The organism is Stenotrophomonas sp. Steno-Z2 (assembly GCF_056393235.1).
The window spans coordinates 128,476-148,759 of the sequence record NZ_JBWJOY010000006.1; the positions used below are offsets into that span (position 1 = coordinate 128,476).

Below are 20,284 nucleotides of genomic sequence, written 5' to 3' on the forward strand. Positions count from 1 at the left end.
GGGGCGACGGCCGTCGCCGCCCCCCAGTCACAGGTAACAGCCCCGCATGACCGATCTCGTACGCCCCGCCTTCCACGGTTTCGAGCAGCAGCCGCTGCGCGAATACGCCGAGCGCGCCTATCTCGACTATTCCATGTACGTGGTGCTGGACCGCGCCCTGCCCTTCATCGGCGACGGCCTGAAGCCGGTGCAGCGCCGCATCATCTATTCGATGAGCGAGCTGGGCCTGAACGCCGCGGCCAAGCCGAAGAAGTCCGCGCGCACCGTGGGCGACGTGATCGGCAAATACCACCCGCACGGCGACAGCGCCTGCTACGAGGCGCTGGTGCTGATGGCCCAGCCGTTCTCCTACCGCTACCCGCTGATCGACGGCCAGGGCAACTTCGGCTCCAGCGACGACCCCAAGTCGTTCGCGGCCATGCGCTACACCGAATCCAAGCTGACCCCGATCGCCGAGGTGCTGCTGGGCGAACTGGGCCAGGGCACCACCGACTGGTCGCCCAACTTCGACGGCACGCTGGAGGAGCCGAGCTGGCTGCCGGCGCGGCTGCCGCACCTGCTGCTCAACGGCACCACCGGCATCGCCGTGGGCATGGCCACCGACGTGCCGCCGCACAACCTCAACGAGATCGTCAGCGCGCTGGTGCGGCTGATCGACGACCCGGAGGCGACCGTCGCCGACCTGTGCGAGCACGTGAAGGGCCCGGATTACCCGACCACCGCCGAGATCATCACCCCGGCCAGCGACCTGCGGCAGCTCTACGAGACCGGCAACGGCAGCGTGCGCGCCCGCGCCACCTTCCTCAAGGAAGGCAGCAACATCGTCATCACCGCGCTGCCGCACCAGGTCTCGCCGTCCAAGGTGATCGAGCAGATCGCCCAGCAGATGCGCGCCAAGAAGCTGCCGTGGCTGGAGGACATCCGCGACGAGTCCGACCATGCCAACCCGGTGCGCGTGGTGCTGATCCCGCGCTCCAGCCGCGTCGACGCCGAACAGCTGATGGGCCACCTGTTCGCCACCACCGACCTGGAGAAGAGCTACCGGGTCAACCTCAACGTCATCGGCCTGGACGGCCGCCCGCAGGTCAAGAACCTGCGGCAGCTGCTGGGCGAGTGGCTGCGCTTCCGCCAGGACACGGTCACCCGCCGCCTCAACCACCGCCTGCAGAAGGTCGAGCGCCGCCTGCACCTGCTGGAAGGCCTGCTGGTGGCCTTCCTCAACCTGGACGAGGTGATCCGCATCATCCGTACCGAGGACGAACCCAAGGCTGCGCTGATCGCGCGCTTCGGGCTGTCCGAGGACCAGGCCGAATACATCCTGGAGACCAAGCTCAAGCAGCTGGCCCGCCTGGAGGAAATGAAGATCCGCGGCGAGCAGGACGAGCTGGCCGCCGAACGCGAGAAGATCCTGTCCATCCTCGGCAGCGCGGCGAAGCTGAAGAAGCTGGTCAAGGACGAACTGCTGGCCGACGCCAGGAAGTTCGGCGACGAACGCCGTTCGCCGCTGGTGCAGCGCGGCGCCGCCCAGGCCATCGACGAGACCGAGCTTGTCGCCAGCGAACCGGTCACCGTGGTGCTGTCGGAGAAGGGCTGGGTGCGCGCGGCCAAGGGCCACGACGTCGACGCCGCCGGCCTGTCCTACCGCGAGGGCGACGGCCTGCTGGCGGCGGTGCGCGGCCGCAGCACGCAGCAGGTGGCCTTCCTCGACACCGAGGGCCGCGCCTACTCCACGCCGGCGCACACCCTGCCCTCGGCGCGCGGCAATGGCGAGCCGCTGACCGGCCGCTTCTCGCCGGCCGCCGGCAGCAGCTTCGTGACCCTGGCCAGCGGCGACAACGACACCCGCTTCGTGCTCGCCTCCTCGCACGGCTATGGCTTCGTCACCCGCTTCGAGAACCTCACCGGCCGCAACAAGGCCGGCAAGGCCATGCTCAACCTCTCGCCCGGCGCGGCGGTGCTGCAGCCGATGGTGGTGGCCAACCCGCAGAGCGACCGCATCGTCGCGGTCACCAGCGCCGGCAACATGCTCGCCATCCCGGCCAGCGACCTGCCCGAGCTGGACAAGGGCAAGGGCAACAAGATCATCGAGATCCCCAAGGCCAAGCTCGCCACCGAGCGCGTGGTCGCGGTGGTCGCGGTATCGCCCGGCGCCACCCTGCAGGTCCGCAGCGGCCAACGCACCATGAACCTGTCGTTCAAGGAGCTGGATGCGTATGTGGGCGCGCGGGCCAGCCGCGGGCATCTGCTGCCGAGGGGGTGGCAGAAAGTGGAAGGCCTCGATGTCCAGTAACCCGTTTCGCTGGCGCGCGGCGGCGCGGCCGACATCGCCGTTGCCATGCGCATGCGTGGCGCGGCAGAAGGTGGAAGGCCTCGATGTCCAGTAACCCGTTTCACTGGCGCGCGGCGGCGCGGCCGACATCGCCGTTGCCATGCGCATGCATGGCGCGGCGCGCAGTGTGAACGATCCATGCTGTGTTCCGGCCGTGGCGACGGCCGGAAACCCGCCTTACAAGGAAGCAACATGACATCCCAGCAAGACGCTTCACCGCAGAGCATCTGTCCCGAGTGCCGCGGCGACAACCTGTATACCCACGGCGGCATCAGCGCCCGCGGCGGCTACGGCCCGGACCTGCTGCCCGGCGCCAGCGGCGTGTTCGCCAGCGCCAAGATGCGCAGTGTCGTGTGCCGCGATTGCGGCCTGGTCCGCTTCTATGCAGGCAACGACGCGCTGGCGCGGATCGCGCCGGAGAACGGCTGGCGGAAAGTCCGCTGAGGAGAACGCCATGCAACCCGAATTCTGGCTGCAGCGCTGGCAACAGGGACAGATCGGCTTCCACCGCGGCGAGGTGATGCCGCTGCTGGAAAGGCATTGGCCTGCGCTGCAGGTCGCGCCGGGCGGCCGCGTGCTGGTGCCGTTGTGCGGCAAGAGCCTGGACATGCACTGGCTGGCCACGCAGGGCCACCGCGTGCTCGGCGTGGAGATCTCGCCGCTGGCGGTGACGCAGTTCTTCGCCGAGGCCGGGTTGCGGCCCGAACGCCGCAGCAGCCCGCTGGGCGAGCATTACAGCGCCGGGCCGATCGAGATCATCCTGGGCGACGCCTTCACCCTCGACGATGAGACGCTGGCCGGCATCGCCGGGCTCTACGACCGCGCTGCGCTGATCGCGCTGCCGCCGGAACTGCGCCAGCGCTACCGCGACACCGTCTACGCGCGGCTGCCGGCCGGCTGCCAGGCGCTGCTGATCACGCTCGAATACCCGCAGGCGGAAAAGGCCGGGCCGCCGTTCGCGGTGGGCCAGGCGGAAGTGGAATCGTTCGCGCCGGCGTGGCGGGTGGAACTGGCCGAGCGCCGCGACATCCTCGCGCAGGAGCCCGGCTTCCGCGCCGAAGGCGTCAGCGCGCTGTCCACCGCGGTCTACCGCCTGCAGCGCGCCGGCGACTGATACGCGCGCCATGCATCAACGAAAAGGCCGGGAATTCCCGGCCTTCGTCGTTCATGGGTGCGGGTTGGCCACGCTCAATGCGCCGGCGAACCCTTCGCATCCATCTTGCTGGTCTGGTACAGCTCCAGGCCGATGCGCCTGATCAGGCCCAGCTGCTGCTCCAGCCACCAGGCATGGTCTTCCTCGGTATCGCGCAGCTGCGCCAGCAGGATGTCGCGGCTGACGTAGTCGCCCCGCTCCTCGCACAGCTTCATGCCCGCGGCGAGGTTGGCGCGCACCTGGTATTCGGTCTGCAGGTCCTTCTCCAGCATTTCGACCACGGTCCGGCCCGGCGCGAAGGCATGCGGGCGCATGTCCGGGTCGCCGCCCAGGAACAGGATGCGCCGCAGCAGCGCGTCGGCGTGCCCGGTCTCCTCTTCCATCTCATGGCCGATGCGCTCGTACAGCGCGTGCAGGCCCTGGTCCTCGTAACGGCGGGAATGGATGAAGTACTGGTCGCGCGCGGCCAGCTCGCCGCGCAGCAGTTCCTTCAGGCATTCGATGACTTCCGGGTGGCCCTGCATGGGGGTGCTCCTGATGTTCGTGTCGGCACAGGATGCCCGATCCGGCGCAGCGATGATCTAATCGGAATCAGTTTCAGTTGCGCTCCGCGCCCGTCGTCGGCCTCCCCTACAATCGCTCCGGTGTCCTGTACCGGGGAGAGGTGCATGCTGCGCTGGCTGCTGCGTTCGCTGTGGGTACTGCTGGGGTTGTCGATCCTCGTGCCGTGTGGCCTGTGGCTGCTGCTACGCGGCAGCCTGCCGGAGCTGGACGGCGAGCTGGCCCTGCCGGGTCTGGCCGCGCCCGTCCAGGTGCGGCGCGACGGCAACGGCGTGGTGACGGTGGACGCTGCCGACGAGCGCGACATGGCGCGTGCCCTGGGTTATGTGCACGCGCAGGAGCGCTACTTCGAGATGGACCTGATGCGGCGTTCGGCCGCCGGCGAGCTGTCCGAGCTGTTCGGCGCCGGCGCGCTGCCGCTGGACCGGCGCATGCGCGTCCATCGCCTGCGCGCGCGCGTGCACGACAACCTCGACGTCGCCCTGGGCGGGCGGCGCGCGGTGCTCGAGGCCTACCGTGATGGCGTCAATGCCGGGCTGGCGGCGCTGCCGGTGCGGCCCTGGCCCTACCTGCTGCTGCGCCAGCGGCCGCGCCCGTGGAGCGTGGACGACTCGGTGCTGACCGGGCTGGCGATGTATGCCGACCTGCAGGATCCCGGCAACAGCCGCGAGCTGGCATTGGCCCGCATCCGCGAGGTGGTGCCGCCCGCCCTGTACGCTCTGATCGCGCATGACGGCAGCGCGTGGGACGCGCCGCTGTTCGGCGAAGCACGTGGCGACGCGCTCCTGCCCGATGCGGCTACGCTGGATCTGCGAAAGCTGGGAGCAGAGGCGGACAATCTTGCTGACTCGGCAGCCCTCACTCCACCCTCCGCTCCGCGGAGGGTCCCCCTCTCTCCCGCACGGGAGAGAGGCGTCGGCTGGCCGCCGGTGGCGGCCGATTCCTCGCCGGGCAGCAACAACTTCGCCATCGCCGGCGCGCTCACCGGCGATGGCCGCGCGATCCTGGCCGACGACATGCACCTGGCGCTGCGCGCGCCCAACCTCTGGTTCCGCGTGCGCCTGCGCCATGCCGATCCCGCCGCGCCGGGCGGCAAGGTCGACGTGACCGGCTTCAGCCTGCCGGGGTTGCCGGCGGTCATCGTCGGCAGCAATACCCACGTGGCCTGGGGCTTCACCAACAGCTACATCGATACCGCCGATTTCGCGCGCCTGCCCGCCGGCACGCCGCTGCGCGAACACCGCGAAACCATCGCCGTGGCCGGCGCCGCGGCCGAAACCCTGGTCGTGCGCGAAAGCGACTGGGGCCCGGTGCTGCACGACAACGCCGACGGCAGCCTGCTGGCGCTGCGCTGGGCCGCGCAGCTGCCGGGCGCGGTGCGGCTGGACTTCGCCGACATGGCGCACGCCGCCGACCTGGACGCCGCGCTGGCGGTGGCCGACCGCTCCGGCATCCCGGCGCAGAACCTGCTGCTGGCCGACAGCCATGGCCGCATCGCCTGGCGCCTGATCGGCGCGCGCCCGGACCGCAGCGGCGCCTGCATGCCCGGTGGTATCGCCAACGCGCCCGGCACACCGCGGCCCGATGCCCACGCCCTCGATGAACCCTGCTCCCCCTGGCCGCTGCGTACGGACCGGGCGCCGGCCCTGGTCGATCCGCCCGACCACCGCCTGTGGACCGCCAACACCCGCGTGCTCGACGGCGCCGCGCTGGCCGAGGCCGGCGACGGCGGCTACGACCTGGGCGCGCGGGCGCGGCAGATCCGCGACGGCCTGTTCGCCCGCGAACGCTTCGACGAACGCGACCTGCTCGCCATCCAGCTCGACGACCGCGCCCTGCTGATGGAGCGCTGGTGGAAGCTGCTGCGCGCCACCGTCGAACACAGCGACGACCCGGCGCTGCGGCGGCTGGAAGCCGCCAGCCGTCATTGGGACGGCCACGCCGCCGTCGACTCCACCAGCTACCGCATCGCCCGCGGCTTCCGCGGCATCACCCTGGACACGCTGGAAGCCGGCCTGCTCGCGCCGGCGCGGCAACGGCTCGGCGAGGCCTACGTCGCACCGCGCCTGCCGCAGCTGGAAGGCGTGGCCTGGCCGATGCTGGAGCAGCGCCCGCCGAACCTGCTGCCAGCGCCGTTCAGGAGCTGGGACGAACTGCTCGCGCACAGCGCGCGGCAGCTGGAAGCCGACCTTGCCGCGCAGGGCGGCGACCTCGCCGCGCGCACCTGGGGCGAACGCAACACCGCCGCCATCTGCCATCCGGTTTCGCGTGCGCTGCCCGGCCTGTTCAGGCGCTGGCTGTGCATGCCGGCGCAACCGCTGCCCGGCGACGGCAACCTGCCGCGCGTGCAGACGCCCGACTTCGGCGCGTCCGAACGCATGGTGGTTTCGCCGGGCCACGAAGCCGACGGCATCGTGCACATGCCCGGTGGCCAGAGCGGGCATCCGCTGTCGCCGTTCTGGGGCGCCGGCCACGACGACTGGGTGCAGGGCCGGCCGACGCCGTTCCTGCCCGGCGCCAGCGAACACACGCTGGTCCTGCGCCCGCGCTGAAACGGCGGGCGCGGCGTGGATCGATCGACGGCGGCGCTATTTCAAGCGCACCGTCCACTCCACCTCGAGCATGTCCTCGGCATTGAACAGGCGGCTGACCTGCACCCAGCTGGCGGCAGGATACCTGCCGTCGGCGAAGAACGCCTTGCGCGTGGGAATGGCCCTGACCAGCGCCTCCATGTCGGTGGTGTACACGGTTTCCTTCACCACCTGGCTGCTGTCGGCGCCGAAGCGCTGCAGGATCTGCGCCAGCTGGCCGTAGCACGCCTGCACCGCGGCGGGCATGTCCTTGCCGCGGCACGGCACGCCGGAGACATGCAGGGTGTCGCCATCGCGCACCACGCCGGTGTAACCGATGTCGGCCTCCCAGCTGCCCAGCGAATGGCGCTGCAGCGGCGTCTCCGCGGCATGGGCAAACGAACTGCACAACAGACCGGACAGCAGCAACGAACACGCACGCATCGGAAAGCCCCCTTGATCGATTGGAGAGGAGAGCGGCAACGGCGGTCCCGCATGGAGAGCGCCGCCGCCGGCTCGCCGGAGTACAGCGGAAAATGCCTGGCGACAGGCGAAAACCGCGCGGCGCACGCTCCGCCGCGCCGGCCCGTTCAGCCCGCCAGCGCCTGCTCGTGCACGCCGGCCACCGCGCGCCCCGACGGATCGGCCATGGCGGCGAAGCTGGCATCCCAGGCGATCGCCGCCGGCGAGGAACAGGCGATGGACTTGCCGCCCGGCACCGTCTCCGACGCCGCCCGGCTCGGGAAGAACTGCTCGAACAGGTGGCGGTAGTAGTACGCCTCCTTGGTCTGCGGCGGGTTGTACGGAAAGCGCTTGTCGGCTGCGGCCAGCACGCGGTCGCTCACCTGCGACTCGGCGTGCGCCTTCAGCCCGTCGATCCAGCCGTAGCCGACGCCGTCGCTGAACTGTTCCTTCTGCCGCCACAGGATTTCCTTCGGCAGGTAGCCCTCGAAGGCCTCGCGCAGTACCGCCTTCTCGATGCGGCCGCTGGCCTTGTCCACCATCTTGTGGCGGGCGTCCATGCGCATCGCCACGTCGAGGAAGGCGCGGTCCAGGAACGGCACGCGCGGCTCCACGCCCCAGGCCATCATCGACTTGTTGGCGCGCAGGCAGTCGTAGTTGTTGAGCGCATCGAGCTTGCGCACCAGTTCCTCGTGGAACTCGCGCGCGTTCGGCGCCTTGTGGAAGTACAGGTAGCCGCCGAAGATCTCGTCGCTGCCCTCGCCGGACAGCACCATCTTCACGCCCATCGCCTTGATCCGCCGCGCCAGCAGGAACATCGGCGTGGAGGCGCGGATGGTGGTGACGTCGTAGGTCTCGACGTGGCGGATCACTTCCGGCAACGCGTCCAGGCCTTCCTCGAAGGTGTATTCGAAGCCATGGTGCACGGTGCCGAGCATGTCGGCGGCGATCTTCGCCGCGGCCAGGTCGGGCGAACCGGCCAGGCCGATGGCGAAGCTGTGCAGGCGCGGCCACCAGGCTTCGCTCCTGTCGCCGTCCTCGATGCGGTGGCGCGCGTAGCGCGCGGCCACCGCCGCCACCAGCGAGGAATCCAGGCCGCCGGAAAGCAGCACGCCATAAGGCACGTCGGTCATCAGCTGGCGGTGCACGGCGGCCTCGAAGGCCTCGCGCAGTTCCTGCTTCGACACCTCCACGCCCTGCACCGCGTCGTAGTCGCGCCACGGCCGCTCGTAGTACTTCGCCAGTTCGCCGGTGACGCTGTCGTACCAGTGGCCCGGCGGGAACTGCGCCACGTCGGCGCAGGTGTCGGCCAGCGACTTCATTTCCGAGGCCACGCACAGCCGGCCCTGCCCGTCGTGGCCCCAGTACAGCGGCACCACGCCGATCGGGTCGCGGGCGATGATCACGCGCCCGGCGGCCTTGTCCCACAGCGCGAAGGCGAAGATGCCGTTGAGCCGGTTGAGAAAGGACGCCGGCGCGTCCTCGCGGTACAGCGCGTTGATCACCTCGCAGTCCGAGCCGGTCTGGAAGGCGTAGGGCCGGGCGAGTTCCTGCTTCAGTTCGCGGTGGTTGTAGATCTCGCCGTTGACCGCCAGCACCAGCGCGCCGTCCTCGGACAGCAGCGGCTGCGAACCGCCGGCCGGATCGACGATGGCCAGGCGTTCATGCACGAGGATGGCGTGCTCGTCCACATATACGCCGCTCCAGTCGGGGCCGCGATGACGCTGGCGCTGCGATTGTTCCAGCGCCTGGCGGCGCAGCGCCTGCAGGTCGTCGCCGGGTTGCAGGCCGAAGATGCCGAAGATGGAACACATGGGGAAGCTCCTGGATTTCGTGGGATCGAACGTCGGAAGCAGCGACTTCGATGGCCTGGATCGCGGAAGCGGGAATTAAAAAACCCGCATCGGCCGATGCGGGTTTTCTGGTCACTGGGCGTGTATTGCTGGTGGCTCAGTCGCAGACCCGCATCGGCCGCGCGCGATTGTTCGCAACCGCATTATTGCGGTTGTTCGAAACATTCACGTTGGCGCAGGCGTTGCGGTTCATGGGGCCGACGATAGCGTGGCTTGCGGAGGGCACGCAACTGTTTCGTGGGCAACCGTCAGCCCCGCCCTCCTTCGACGCGCCCATTTCCCCATGCACCGGGTTCAGGCCAGCAATCTGGCGATCAGTTGCCGGTACAGCTCGGGCAGGGCGCGCAGGTCGTCCAGCCGCACATGCTCGTCCACCTGGTGGATGCTGGCGTTCACCGGCCCCACCTCGATGCACTGCGCCCCCAGCGGCGCGATGAAGCGCGCATCGGAGGTGCCGCCGCCGGTGCTTTCCTCCGGCGTGGCGCCGGCGAAGCCGGCCAGCACCTCGCGCGCGACGCTGCGCAGGCGGCCTTCCGGCGTGTAGAACGGCTCGCCGCTGCGGTGCCAGTGCAGGTCGTAGTCGAGCCCATGGCGGTCCAGCAGCGCGGCGATCTCCGCCTCCAGGCGATCGGCGTTCCAGTGCGGGTTGTAGCGCAGGTTGAACATCACCCGCAGCTCGCCGGGGATGACGTTGCTGGCGCCGGTGCCGGCCTCGATGTTGGAAATCTGCAGGCTGGTCGGCGGGAAGCTCTCATAGCCGTCGTCCCAGTGCCGCGCGGCCAGTTCGGCCAGCGCCGGCGCGGCCAGGTGGATCGGGTTGCGCGCCTTTTCCGGGTAGGCGACGTGGCCCTGCACGCCCTTGACCCGCAGCTTCGCCGACAGGCTGCCGCGGCGGCCCACGCGCAGCAGGTCGCCCAGCGTCGCGGTGGACGAGGGTTCGCCGGTGATGCACCAGTCGATGCGCTGCCCGCGCTCGCGCAGCAGCCGCGCGACATGGCGCACGCCATCGATGGCATCGCCTTCCTCATCGCTGGTCAGCAGCACCGCCAGCGTGCCGGGGTGGTCGGGGTGCGCGGCGACGAACTGTTCGGCGGCCACCACGAACGCAGCCACGCTGCCCTTCATGTCGGCCGCGCCGCGGCCGTAGAGCACGCCATCGCGCACCTCGGGGCGGAACGGATCGCTGGCCCAGGCCTCGGCCGGACCGCTGGGCACCACGTCGGTGTGGCCGAGCAGCACCAGCACCGGCGCGCCGCTGCCGTGCGTGGCCCACAGGTTGTCGACCTCGCCCAGGCGCAGGTGTTCGCACTGGAAACCCGCCGCCTGCAGGCGGCCGGCGATCAGCTGCTGGCAGCCGGCGTCCTCAGGCGTCACCGACGGCCGGGAGATCAGCTCGCAGGTCAGGCGCAGCACGTCACTCATTTTGTATCTCGCCTCCGTAGGAGCGGCTTCAGCCGCGAAAGGGCTTTCCCATTGAATCCACCATGCACACGCGGGCTTTGCGGGGGGAACTGCGCAAAGCCCCTTCGCGGCTGAAGCCGCTCCTACGGGGCTGTGGTTCAGGCGACGCCGAAGCGCTGCTTGAAGCCGTTGTCGGAAAAGCCCTGCGTCAGCGCGCCATCATCGGTGACCACCAGCGGCCGCCGGATCAGCTGCGGGTATTCGCGCAGCAGCAGCTTCCACTCGGCCTCCGAGCCGGGCGCCTTGCGCGCGTCCGGCAGCTGCCGCCAGGTGGTCGAGGACTTGTTGACCAGCGCGTCGAAACCACCGGCCTTGCCGGCCCACTCCACCAGCGTTTCCGGGCTGGGCTTGTGCTCGCGGTAATCGACGAAGGTGTAGGCGATGCCGAAGCGGTCCAGCCACCTGGTGGCCTTTTTGCAGGTGTCGCAGTTTTTCAGGCCATACAGGGTCGTCATGTCATGGAATCCTTGGAGCGGGAAGCGGGTGCACGGATGCGGGGAACGGGAGAAGGCTGGGAGAAGCGGGAAAACGCGGGCCGTGGCCTCTGCGCGTTCGGCGGTTCTCCCCACTCGTTCCCCGCTTCAATCCGCCAGGCCGCGCAGCAGGTCGTTGACGCTGGTCTTGCTGCGGGTGCGGGCGTCGACCTGCTTGACGATCACCGCGCAGTACAGCGAATGGGTGCCGTCCTTGCTCGGCAGCGAGCCGGACACCACCACGCTGTAGGGCGGGATGTAGCCATAGCTGATTTCGCCGGTGGCGCGGTTGTAGATGCGCGTGCTCTGGCTCAGGAACACGCCCATGCCGATCACGCTGTGGTGGCCGACCACCACGCCCTCCACCACTTCCGAACGCGCGCCGATGAAGCAGTGGTCCTCGATGATGGTTGGGCTGGCCTGCAGCGGCTCCAGCACGCCACCGATGCCGGCGCCGCCGGACAGGTGGCAATGCCTGCCGATCTGCGCGCAGGAGCCGACCGTGGCCCAGGTGTCGACCATGGTGCCCTCGCCCACGTGCGCGCCGATGTTGGTGAAGCTCGGCATCAGCACCACGTCGCGGCCGAAGTGGGAACCGCGGCGGGCGATGGCGCCGGGCACCACGCGCACGCCGGCGGCGCGGAATTCCGCCTCGCCATGGCCGGCGAAGCGCGATTCGACCTTGTCCCAGAACGGCGCCGGGCGGCCGTCCATCACGCTCATGTCGTTGACGCGGAAGTACAGCAGCACCGCCTTCTTCAGCCATTCGTTGACCTTCCAGCCACCGTTGCCGTCCGGCTCGGCCACGCGGAACTCGCCCGACTCCAGGCCATCGATGACGCGGTTGACCAGCGGCCGGGTGTAGCCCTCGATCTCGTCCATGGTCAGCATCGCGCGGCGTTCGAACGCGCTTTCGATGCCGAACTTCATTTCCGCCACGCCCGGCGCCGGCGGCTTGCGCAGGCTGCGCGGGCCGATCGATTCGATGGCCTTCGGTGCGGTCTTCGGCGCGCCCGCCTGCGTCTTCTTCGCCGCGGGCTTCACCGGTTTCTTCGCCGCCGCGGCCTTCTTTACCGCCGCCTTCTTCGCCGGCGCGGCGCTTTTGGCCGCCGTCTTCCTGGTCGCGCTCTTCTTCGCTGCCGCGGGCTTGGCGGCGGTCTTCCTGGTGGCCATCAGTGGGGGTCTCCTGGCGTTCTGTCGGGGTCCAGGCAGGCCAGCAATGCGTCGCGCAGTGCCTGCCGGGAGGCTTCGGTAAGGGGGCGGTCGTGGCGGTCGGTGAGCTGGAACTGGTCCTCGGCGCGCTCGCCGAAAGTGGCGATGCGCGCGTCCTGCACCCGCAGCTGCTGGTCGCGCAGCACGTGCGCGACATCGGCCAGCAGGCCGGGACGGTCGGGCGCGACCAGGTTCAGCACGGTGCGGCCATGTTCGGCGTTCTCGATGAACTCGATGCGCGGCGCGAAGCGGAAGTGCCGCAGCTGGCGCGGGATCACCCGCCTTGCCGGCCGCAGGACCTGGATGTCACCGGCCAGCGCCTGGCGCAGCAGCAGCTCCAGGCGCGCGGTGTCGCCGTCGGCGAAGCTGCCGGCCGGCGTCACCTCGAAGGTATCGAAGATGGTGTCCTCCGGCCCGTCGAGCACGCGCGCGCGGTGGATGCTGTAGCCGGCGCGGTCCAGGGTCATCACGATCGCGGCAAACAGCCCGTCGCGGTCGGGCGAGTGCACGAACACCTCCAGCGCATCGCTCTCCGGCGCGATCCGCCGCGCCTTGACCAGGGTGCCGCCGCGCGCCACTTCCATCAGCGAGGTCGCCTGCCATACCAGCTGCTCGGGGCGGAAGCGCACGAAGCTCTCGTCCGGCATCGCCGCGAACTGGCGTTCGATCACCGCATCGGCATGGCCGAGCACGCGCATCAGCTCGCGCACGCTGGCGCGCGCCTCCTGCACCCGTTCGGCCTCGGGCAGCGGCTGTTCCAGCCCTTCGCGCAGGGCGCGGCGCGCGGCGAAATACAGGTCGGCCAGCAGCCGGTCCTTCCAGGCATTCCACAGCTTGGGGCTGGTGCCGGCGATGTCGGCGCAGGTCAGCAGGTACAGGTAGTCCAGCCGTTCGCGGCTGCCGACCAGGCCGGCGAAGCGGCGGATCACCTCCGGGTCGGTGATGTCCTGCTTCTGCGCGGTGACCGACATGCGCAGGTGCTGCTCCACCAGCCACGCCACCAGGTCGGTGTCGGTGGCGCTCAGGCCGTGCGCGGCGCAGAACGCGCGCGCGTCCACCGCGCCGAGTTCGGAATGGTCGCCGCCGCGGCCCTTGGCGATGTCGTGGAACAGCCCGGCCAGCAACAGCAGCTCCGGCTTGCGCAGCCGCGGCCAGACCTCGTGGGCGATGGAGAAACGCTCGTCGGCGCGGCCGGCGGCGAACACGCCGATGTTCCGCAGCACCATCAGCGTGTGCTGGTCCACGGTATAGACATGGAACAGGTCGAACTGCATGCGCCCGGACACCTGCGCGAAGGCCGGTATCCACTGCCCCAGCACGCCCAGCCGCGCCATGCGCGCCAGCGTGTCCACCGCGCGCGGGCCGCGCAGCAGGGCGATGAACTGCTCGCGCACGGCCTCGCCCACCTCGGTGTAGGCGGGGATTTCATCCAGCATCTCGGCCAGGCCGCGCGCGGTCAGCGAATGCAGGCCGCGCACCTGCGGCGTGCGCGCCCAGCAGGCGAACAGCGCGAAGATGCGCGCGATGTCGCCATGCGGCCACAACGGATCGTCGGCCGACAGGTAGCCGCGGCGCAGCGAGAAGCCGTCGCCGACCGGCTCCGGCGCCGCTTCGCCGTCGAACTGTTCCTCGAAGCGCTGCAGCAGGCGGTCGCTGATCCGCCGCACCACCGCCGCGCTGCGGTAGAAGCCCTGCATCATCTTTTCCACGCCGAGGTTGCCGGCGTCGTCGGCGAAGCCCATGCGCTCGGCCAGCGCCTTCTGGTGGTCGAAGCGCAGCCGCTCCTCGGCGCGCTGCGCGACCAGGTGCAGGCCGAAGCGCAGCCGCGCCAGCACCGCGCGCTCGCGCTTGAGCGCGGCGGCCTCGTCCAGGCCCAGGTGCCCCAGCCCGACCAGCGCGTCGATGTCGCTCACGCCGAACGCGCGCAGCGCCATCCAGCCCAGCGTATTGAGGTCGCGCAGGCCGCCGGGGCCGTCCTTGATGTCCGGCTCCAGGTTGTCGGCGGTATCGCCGAAGCGCTGGTGGCGCAGCAGCAGCTCCTCGCGCTTGGCCAGGAAATAGTCGCGCGCCGGCCAGATCAGCGTCGGCGACACGGCGCGCGCCAGCGCCTGCTGCGCGGCCGGTTCCGCGCACAGCGGCCGCGCCTCGATCAGCGCGGTGAGCACGGTCTGGTCGGCGGCGGCCTGCGCGCATTGCACGGCCGAGCGCACGGCATGGCTGGCCGGCAGCCCGGCGTCCCACAGCAGCGCGAACAGCCGCGCCAGCGCGGCCTCGCTGGCCTGCTGCGCGTCCGGCTCGCCCAGCACCAGCAGGTCGATGTCCGAACGCGGGAACAGTTCGCCGCGCCCGTAACCTCCGACCGCGAACAGCGACAGCCCGCCAGCGGCCGGCAGGCAACGCCGCCAGGCCTGCTCGATCAGGTGGTCGGCGCAGCGCGCGCGCAGCGCCAGCAGCCGTTCGATATTGTCGCCCTGCTCGAAACGCCGGCACAGCCGCGCATCGTCGTGCGCCAGCGACTGCCGCGCCGCGGCGGCCCACTGCGCATCGCCCGCGGGGTCGGCCGGCGCGTCCGGTACGTGCTGGACCCGATCCGCCGGCAGTGGGCTCATGCCGCCCCGGATCGCGCGTGTTCGGCCTCGGCCGGCGACAGCGTCAGCACTTCCACGCCGTCCTCGGTCACCGCCACCATGTGCTCCCACTGCGCCGAGAGCTTGCGGTCCTTGGTGACCACGGTCCAGCCGTCGGGCAGCACCTTGGTATGGCGGGTGCCCTCGTTGATCATCGGCTCGATGGTGAAGGTCATGCCCGGCTTGAGCACCAGCCCCTGGCCGGGGCGGCCGTAGTGCAGCACCTGCGGCTCGTCGTGGTAGACCTTGCCGATGCCGTGGCCGCAGTACTCGCGCACCACGGAAAAACGCTCGGATTCGGCGTATTCCTGGATCGCGTTGCCGATATCGCCCAGCGTGGCGCCCGGCCGGACCGCGCGGATGCCGCGCCACATGGCCTCCTTCGTCGTCTCCACCAGGCGCCGGGCCATCACCGACGGCGTGCCGACGTAGTACATGCGGCTGGTATCGCCATGCCAGCCGTCCTTGATGACGGTCACGTCGATGTTGACGATGTCCCCGTCCTTCAGCACCTTGGCCTCGCTGGGGATGCCGTGGCAGATGACGTTGTTGACCGAGGTGCACAGGGTCTTGGGGAAGCCGCGGTAGCCGACGTTGGCCGGGATCGCGCCCTGCACGTTGACGATGTGGTCGTGGCAGATGCGGTCCAGTTCCTCGGTGGTGACACCGGGCCTGACGTGCGCGCCGATCATGTCCAGCACTTCGGCCGCCAGGCGGCCGGCGATGCGCATCTTGGCGATTTCTTCGGGGGTTTTCAGGTTCACGCTCATGGCCGCCATTATCACCCATCGGCGCCCTGCCTGAACGGCCTTTCCCGCACCCGCGCGGCCCGGCCGGGGCGGCGGTTTGCGCCGCGGCCCGGCGCGCCCTATAATTCCGCGGCTCCGTTGCCGGCCCCGTGCCGCGCGGGCCGCCCACACCGGGCGTCACCGGTGAATCCACACCCTTCGCCCCCATCCGTGCCGGGGTGCCCCGCTCGCCGGGGTTCGGCCACGGAGGCGCAGGGGAAGCCCAACCCCGGAATCATCGCGCGACCCATCATCCAGAGGCCGCGCGGCCCTGTGCGGACTCCAAGACAGCCGCGCACGGCGTGATTCCACCGCCAGGAGTTTGCAATGTCCCAGATCACCATGCGCCAGATGCTGGAAGCCGGCGTCCACTTCGGCCACCAGACCCGCTACTGGAACCCCAAGATGGCGCCGTACATCTTCGGTGCCCGCGGCAAGATCCACATCATCAACCTGGAAAAGACCGTCCCGCTGTTCAACGACGCGATGAACTTCATCTCGTCCGTTGCCCAGAAGCGCGGCACCATCCTGTTCCTGGGCACCAAGCGCAGCGCGCGCGACGCCATCAAGGAAGAAGCCGAGCGTTGCGGCATGCCGTTCATGAACCAGCGTTGGCTGGGCGGCACCCTGACCAACTTCCGCACCGTCAAGCAGTCGGTCGCCCGCCTGAAGGAACTGGAAGCCGGCGAAACCGACGGCACCTTCGACCGCCTGGTCAAGCACGAAGTGCTGGGCCTGCGCCGCGAGCGCGACAAGCTGGAAGCCTCGCTGGGCGGCATCAAGGACATGAACCGCCTGCCGGACGCGATCTTCGTGATCGACATCGGCCATGAAGACATCGCCATCAAGGAAGCCAAGAAGCTCGGCATCCCGGTGATCGCCGTGGTCGACACCAACTACAACCCGGAACTGGTGGACTACGCCATCCCGGGCAACGACGACGCCATCCGCGCCGTGCAGCTGTACGCCCGCGCCGCCGCCGACGCCGTGCTGGAAGGCAAGGCCGCCGCCCCGAACGCCGCTTCGGTGCGCGAGGAAGAGTTCGCCGACGCCGCTGCCGCCGAAGAAGCCAAGCCGGCCCGCCGCGCTCCGGCCAAGAAGGGCGCCAAGAAGGGCGACGAGGCTTCGGCCTGATGCACCCGGCGGGCGCCACGCGCGCCCGCTCCCCCTGCGGCGGCGCCCTGGGCGCCGGCCACTGACAGGGCCACGTAACAACGGCCGGCGATCATCGCCGGCCTGCCCCTTTCTATCGTTGAGGTAATCCCATGGCTGAAATCACCGCCTCCCTGGTCAAGGAACTGCGCGAGCGCACCGGCGCCGGCATGATGGAATGCAAGAAGGCTCTGGCCGAGAACAACGGCGACATCGACGCCGCTGCCGAAGCCCTGCGCAAGTCCGGCGCCGCCAAGGCCGACAAGAAGGCCGACCGCGTCACCGCAGAAGGCCGCATCGGCGTGGCCGTCAACGGCGGCAAGGCCGTGCTGGTCGAAGTGAACTCGGAAACCGACTTCGTCGCCAACGACGCCAACTTCAAGGCCTTCGTCGACGCCGTCGCCGCTGCCGCCCTGGCCTCCGGCGCCGCCGACATCGAAGCCCTGAAGTCGGCCAAGCTGGCGTCCGGCGAGACCGTCGAGGAATCGCGCACCGCCGCCATCCAGAAGCTGGGCGAGAACATCCAGATCCGCCGCCTGGCCAAGGTCGACGGCAACAACACCGTCGGCGCCTACGTGCACAGCAACGGCAAGATCGGCGTGCTGGTCGACCTGGCCGGCGGCAACGCCGAGCTGGCCAACGGCCTGGCCATGCACGTGGCCGCGATGAACCCGCCGCACAACAAGGCCGCCGACGTGCCGGCCGAGTTCGTCGCCAAGGAAAAGGAAATCGAGCTGGCCAAGATGAGCGAGAAGGACAAGGCCAAGCCGGCCGAGATCCTGGAGAAGATCATCAGCGGCAAGATCAACAAGATCATCAGCGAAGTGACCCTGTACGGCCAGAACTACGTGCTGGACAGCGACAAGACCGTCGAGCAGGCCGTGAAGGCCGCCGGTGGCGACGTCGTCGGCTTCCAGCGCCTGGTGGTCGGCGAAGGCATCGAGAAGGTGGTCGAGGACTACGCCGCCGAAGTCGCCAAGGCGATGCAGGTCTGATACGGCCCCGACCAGGAGCCTGAAAGAAGCCGCGGACTCCGCGGCTTCTTTTTTGCCCGGCGTCCGGAACCAGCCCGGCTTTTCCTGTGGACTTCAAGTCCCTTTGCCCGATACTGTGACGCAAACACCCTTGTACCCGTCCCGTCTGTATCCTTGATGGCCTGCTGAACACCTCTCCGACATGTCCCCCGAGCTCACCGCAGCGCTGTCACTCTGCCGCAACCTGCCCTCGCCGCCCGGCATCGCCATCCGCATCATCGAACTGGCGCAGGACCCGGAAACCGACATCGCCACCGCGGCCGACGCCATCGCGATGGACGTGGCACTGAGCGCGCGCATGATGCGCATCGCCAATTCGCCGCTGTACGCCAGCCGCCGCCGGATCGAGAACCTCGGCCAGGCGCTGACCATGCTCGGCCTGAACGCGACCCTGCAGCTGGCGCTGGGTTTCTCGCTGGCGCACGCACTGGACAGGGAAGGCCAGGACCCGCGCCTGCTCGAACGCATCTGGCGCCGCAGCGTGCTCTGCGCCCTGGCCGCGCGCTTCCTCGGCCTGGGCTGCGGCGTGCGCCGGGTCGAGGAGCTGATGCTCGCCGGCCTGCTGCAGGACATCGGCGCGCTGGCGCTGATGCAGGCCAGCCCGGACATCTACCCGGCGCTGTTCGACAGCGCCACCTGCAACGCCGAACTGCTCGCCCACGAGCGCGCCATCCTCGGCTGCAGCCATGCCGATGCCGGCGCCCAGCTGTGCGAGCAATGGCACCTGCCCCGCTACCTGGTGGACGCGATCGCACGCAGCGAGCCGCCGGCCGAACCGGCGGACCTGTTCCAGCGCTGCGTCGCCCTGTCCGGCTGCGTGGCCGAAGTCTGGCTCGCGGCCGATGCCGACGCCGCGCGCAGCCATGCCCTGCAGCGGGCCTACCAGGAACTGGGCATGGACAGCCCGGCCTTCGAGCTGGTGCTGCAGCGGGTCAGCCAGATGCTGCCCGAGCTCTGCGCCCTGCTCGACGTGCCGGTGCCCAGCTCGGCACGCCTGCGCTTCCTGCTCGACCACGCCAACGAACTGAAGGAACTGCGCAACCTGCGCGAACTGCAGGATGCCTCGGCCACCCGCCGTCGTGCCGACGACTTCGAACTGATGGCCCGGCGCCTGGCCGAACAGGCGCACCTGGACGCCCTGACCGGCGTGCTCAACCGCCGGCACCTGGAGACGGTGCTGGAGCAGGAATTCGCCCGCGCCGCGCACATGAACCGGCCGCTGTCCATCGCTTTCATCGACCTGGACGACTTCAAGAAGATCAACGACGCCCACGGCCACCTGGCCGGCGACCAGGTGCTGCAGTCCTTCGCCTCGCACCTGCAGGAACAGCTGCGCAACAGCGATACCGTGGCCCGCTTCGGCGGCGAGGAATTCGTGGTGCTGTTCCCCGACACCGACGAGCGCATCGCGCTGGAAGTGGTGCGGCGCGTGCTGGACACCATCGCGCGGACGCCGATGGCCGAGATCGAGGGCGCGCCGCTGCACGTCACCTTCTCCGCCGGCGTGGCCACGCACGGCCACTACGAGCGCTTCGCCAACGTGCAGGACCTGCTCAAGGCCGCCGACGACGTGCTCTACCGTTCCAAGAGCCTGGGCCGCAACCGGGTGATCGCCCGCGCCCCCGAGCCGCAACCGGCGCCTGGCTGAACCCGGGCGAACGCGGGCGGGAATCCGTCATTGCAGTGCAACAAAGCGCTGCCCGGCCCGCCCTCGATCCGTTAGAATTCCCGCGTTTTCCAGCCACCGAGGTCGCCCATGTCCCAGCTCGCCTACCAACGCATCCTTCTGAAACTTTCCGGGGAGGCGCTGATGGGAGACGAGGACTACGGCATCGACCCCAAGGTCATCAACCGCCTGGCGCGCGAGGTCATCGAGGCGCAGCAGGCCGGCGCCGAGGTGGCGCTGGTGATCGGCGGCGGCAACATCTTCCGCGGCGCCGGCCTGGCCGCCGGCGGCATGGACCGGGTCACCGGCGACCAGATGGGCATGCTGGCCACGGTCATCAACGCCCTGGCCATGCAGGACGCGCTGGAAAAACTCGGTGCCAAGGCGCGCGTGATGAGCGCGATCAAGATCAACGACGTGTGCGAGGACTACATCCGCCGCCGCGCCATCCGCCACCTGGAAAAGGGCCGGCTGGTGATCTTCGCCGCCGGCGTCGGCAGCCCGTTCTTCACCACCGACTCCGGCGCCGCGCTGCGCGCCATCGAGATCGGCGCCGACCTGCTGCTCAAGGCCACCAAGGTCGACGGCGTGTACGACAAGGACCCGAACAAGCACGCCGACGCGGTGCGTTACGACACCCTGAGCTACGACCAGGTCATCAACCAGGGCCTGGAAGTGATGGACACCGCCGCCTTCGCCCTGGCCCGCGACAGCGACCTGCCGCTGCGCGTGTTCGACATGGGCCAGCCCGGCGAGCTGCTGAAGATCCTGCGCGGCGAGAACATCGGCACCCTGGTCCACGGCCGCGACGCCCACTGACGGCGCGCCGCCAGCCAGGCCAGGCCGCCGGCGCACGCCCGGCGCGACGCGACACAGGGGGCGCACGGCAAGCGGCGCGCGCCCCGTTCCACGATTCCCGTCCGGCCGGCAGGGCTGTTCGCCT

At 69.8% G+C, this 20,284-nt stretch carries 16 protein-coding genes; 8 read left to right on the forward strand and 8 right to left on the reverse strand.

The genetic code is table 11. The features are described 5' to 3' along the window. The first annotated feature begins 46 nt into the window (after positions 1-46). From parC to AC06FP_RS13280, 3 genes are all read left to right on the forward strand, one after another. The gene (gene parC, locus AC06FP_RS13270) at positions 47-2,290 is read left to right on the forward strand and encodes a DNA topoisomerase IV subunit A (protein WP_478075820.1); all 2,244 of its coding nucleotides are present in this window, start codon (positions 47-49) and stop codon (positions 2,288-2,290) included. A 231-nt stretch (positions 2,291-2,521) separates the two neighbouring features. Beyond that, entirely contained in the window at positions 2,522-2,773 is a 252-nt protein-coding gene (locus AC06FP_RS13275; protein WP_456116592.1) for a hypothetical protein, read from the forward strand. A 10-nt stretch (positions 2,774-2,783) separates the two neighbouring features. Further along, complete coding sequence (locus tag AC06FP_RS13280) at positions 2,784-3,443, forward strand: thiopurine S-methyltransferase (protein ID WP_478075821.1); 660 nt, start codon at positions 2,784-2,786, stop codon at positions 3,441-3,443. Between the two features lie 74 nt (positions 3,444-3,517). Here AC06FP_RS13280 and AC06FP_RS13285 read toward each other — a convergent pair whose 3' ends face one another. Next, on the reverse strand, positions 3,518-4,006 hold the full coding sequence (locus AC06FP_RS13285) for a bacterioferritin (RefSeq protein ID WP_456116594.1): 489 nt from the start codon (positions 4,004-4,006) through the stop codon (positions 3,518-3,520). Between the two features lie 144 nt (positions 4,007-4,150). On the opposite strand from AC06FP_RS13285, the gene AC06FP_RS13290 reads away from it, so the two are divergent. Continuing rightward, the gene (locus tag AC06FP_RS13290) at positions 4,151-6,595 is read left to right on the forward strand and encodes a penicillin acylase family protein (RefSeq protein WP_478075822.1); all 2,445 of its coding nucleotides are present in this window, start codon (positions 4,151-4,153) and stop codon (positions 6,593-6,595) included. Positions 6,596-6,631: 36 nt separating this feature from the next. Here the strand turns inward: AC06FP_RS13290 and AC06FP_RS13295 are convergent, their stop codons facing one another. From AC06FP_RS13295 to map, 7 genes are all read right to left on the reverse strand, one after another. After that, complete coding sequence (locus AC06FP_RS13295; protein ID WP_478075823.1) at positions 6,632-7,057, reverse strand: RidA family protein; 426 nt, start codon at positions 7,055-7,057, stop codon at positions 6,632-6,634. Positions 7,058-7,203: 146 nt separating this feature from the next. Then, the gene (gene asnB, locus AC06FP_RS13300; RefSeq protein WP_478075824.1) at positions 7,204-8,889 is read right to left on the reverse strand and encodes an asparagine synthase B; all 1,686 of its coding nucleotides are present in this window, start codon (positions 8,887-8,889) and stop codon (positions 7,204-7,206) included. A gap of 333 nt (positions 8,890-9,222) precedes the next feature. Continuing rightward, positions 9,223-10,350, reverse strand: coding sequence for a succinyl-diaminopimelate desuccinylase (gene dapE / locus AC06FP_RS13305; RefSeq protein ID WP_478075825.1), 1,128 nt, complete (start codon positions 10,348-10,350; stop codon positions 9,223-9,225). A gap of 137 nt (positions 10,351-10,487) precedes the next feature. Continuing rightward, positions 10,488-10,844 (reverse strand): arsenate reductase, encoded by a 357-nt coding sequence (locus AC06FP_RS13310; protein WP_456116599.1) that lies wholly within the window; start codon positions 10,842-10,844, stop codon positions 10,488-10,490. Between the two features lie 126 nt (positions 10,845-10,970). Next, positions 10,971-12,035: a 2,3,4,5-tetrahydropyridine-2,6-dicarboxylate N-succinyltransferase gene (gene dapD, locus AC06FP_RS13315; protein WP_478075826.1), complete on the reverse strand. Its 1,065-nt coding sequence runs from the start codon at positions 12,033-12,035 to the stop codon at positions 10,971-10,973. Next, entirely contained in the window at positions 12,035-14,683 is a 2,649-nt protein-coding gene (locus AC06FP_RS13320; protein ID WP_478075827.1) for a [protein-PII] uridylyltransferase, read from the reverse strand. Before AC06FP_RS13320 ends, dapD begins: the two co-directional genes overlap by 1 nt. Then, positions 14,680-15,471, reverse strand: a complete 792-nt coding sequence (map, locus tag AC06FP_RS13325; RefSeq protein WP_456116602.1) for a type I methionyl aminopeptidase — start codon at positions 15,469-15,471, stop codon at positions 14,680-14,682. The genes AC06FP_RS13320 and map overlap by 4 nt, the downstream gene beginning before the upstream one ends. Positions 15,472-15,816: 345 nt before the next feature. On the opposite strand from map, the gene rpsB reads away from it, so the two are divergent. The 4 genes from rpsB to pyrH all read left to right on the forward strand — a co-directional run bounded on the left by rpsB (position 15,817) and on the right by pyrH (position 20,160). After that, positions 15,817-16,623, forward strand: a complete 807-nt coding sequence (gene rpsB / locus AC06FP_RS13330; protein ID WP_456116603.1) for a 30S ribosomal protein S2 — start codon at positions 15,817-15,819, stop codon at positions 16,621-16,623. Positions 16,624-16,754: 131 nt separating this feature from the next. Continuing rightward, a complete protein-coding gene (tsf, locus tag AC06FP_RS13335; protein WP_456116604.1) occupies positions 16,755-17,636 on the forward strand; it encodes a translation elongation factor Ts in 882 nt (293 codons plus the stop codon). A gap of 181 nt (positions 17,637-17,817) precedes the next feature. Further along, entirely contained in the window at positions 17,818-19,323 is a 1,506-nt protein-coding gene (locus AC06FP_RS13340; RefSeq protein WP_478075828.1) for an HDOD domain-containing protein, read from the forward strand. Between the two features lie 108 nt (positions 19,324-19,431). Then, positions 19,432-20,160 carry a UMP kinase gene (pyrH, locus tag AC06FP_RS13345; protein ID WP_456116606.1) on the forward strand — a complete coding sequence of 243 codons (729 nt, stop codon included), beginning with the start codon at positions 19,432-19,434 and terminating at the stop codon, positions 20,158-20,160. Positions 20,161-20,284 lie beyond the last annotated feature (124 nt).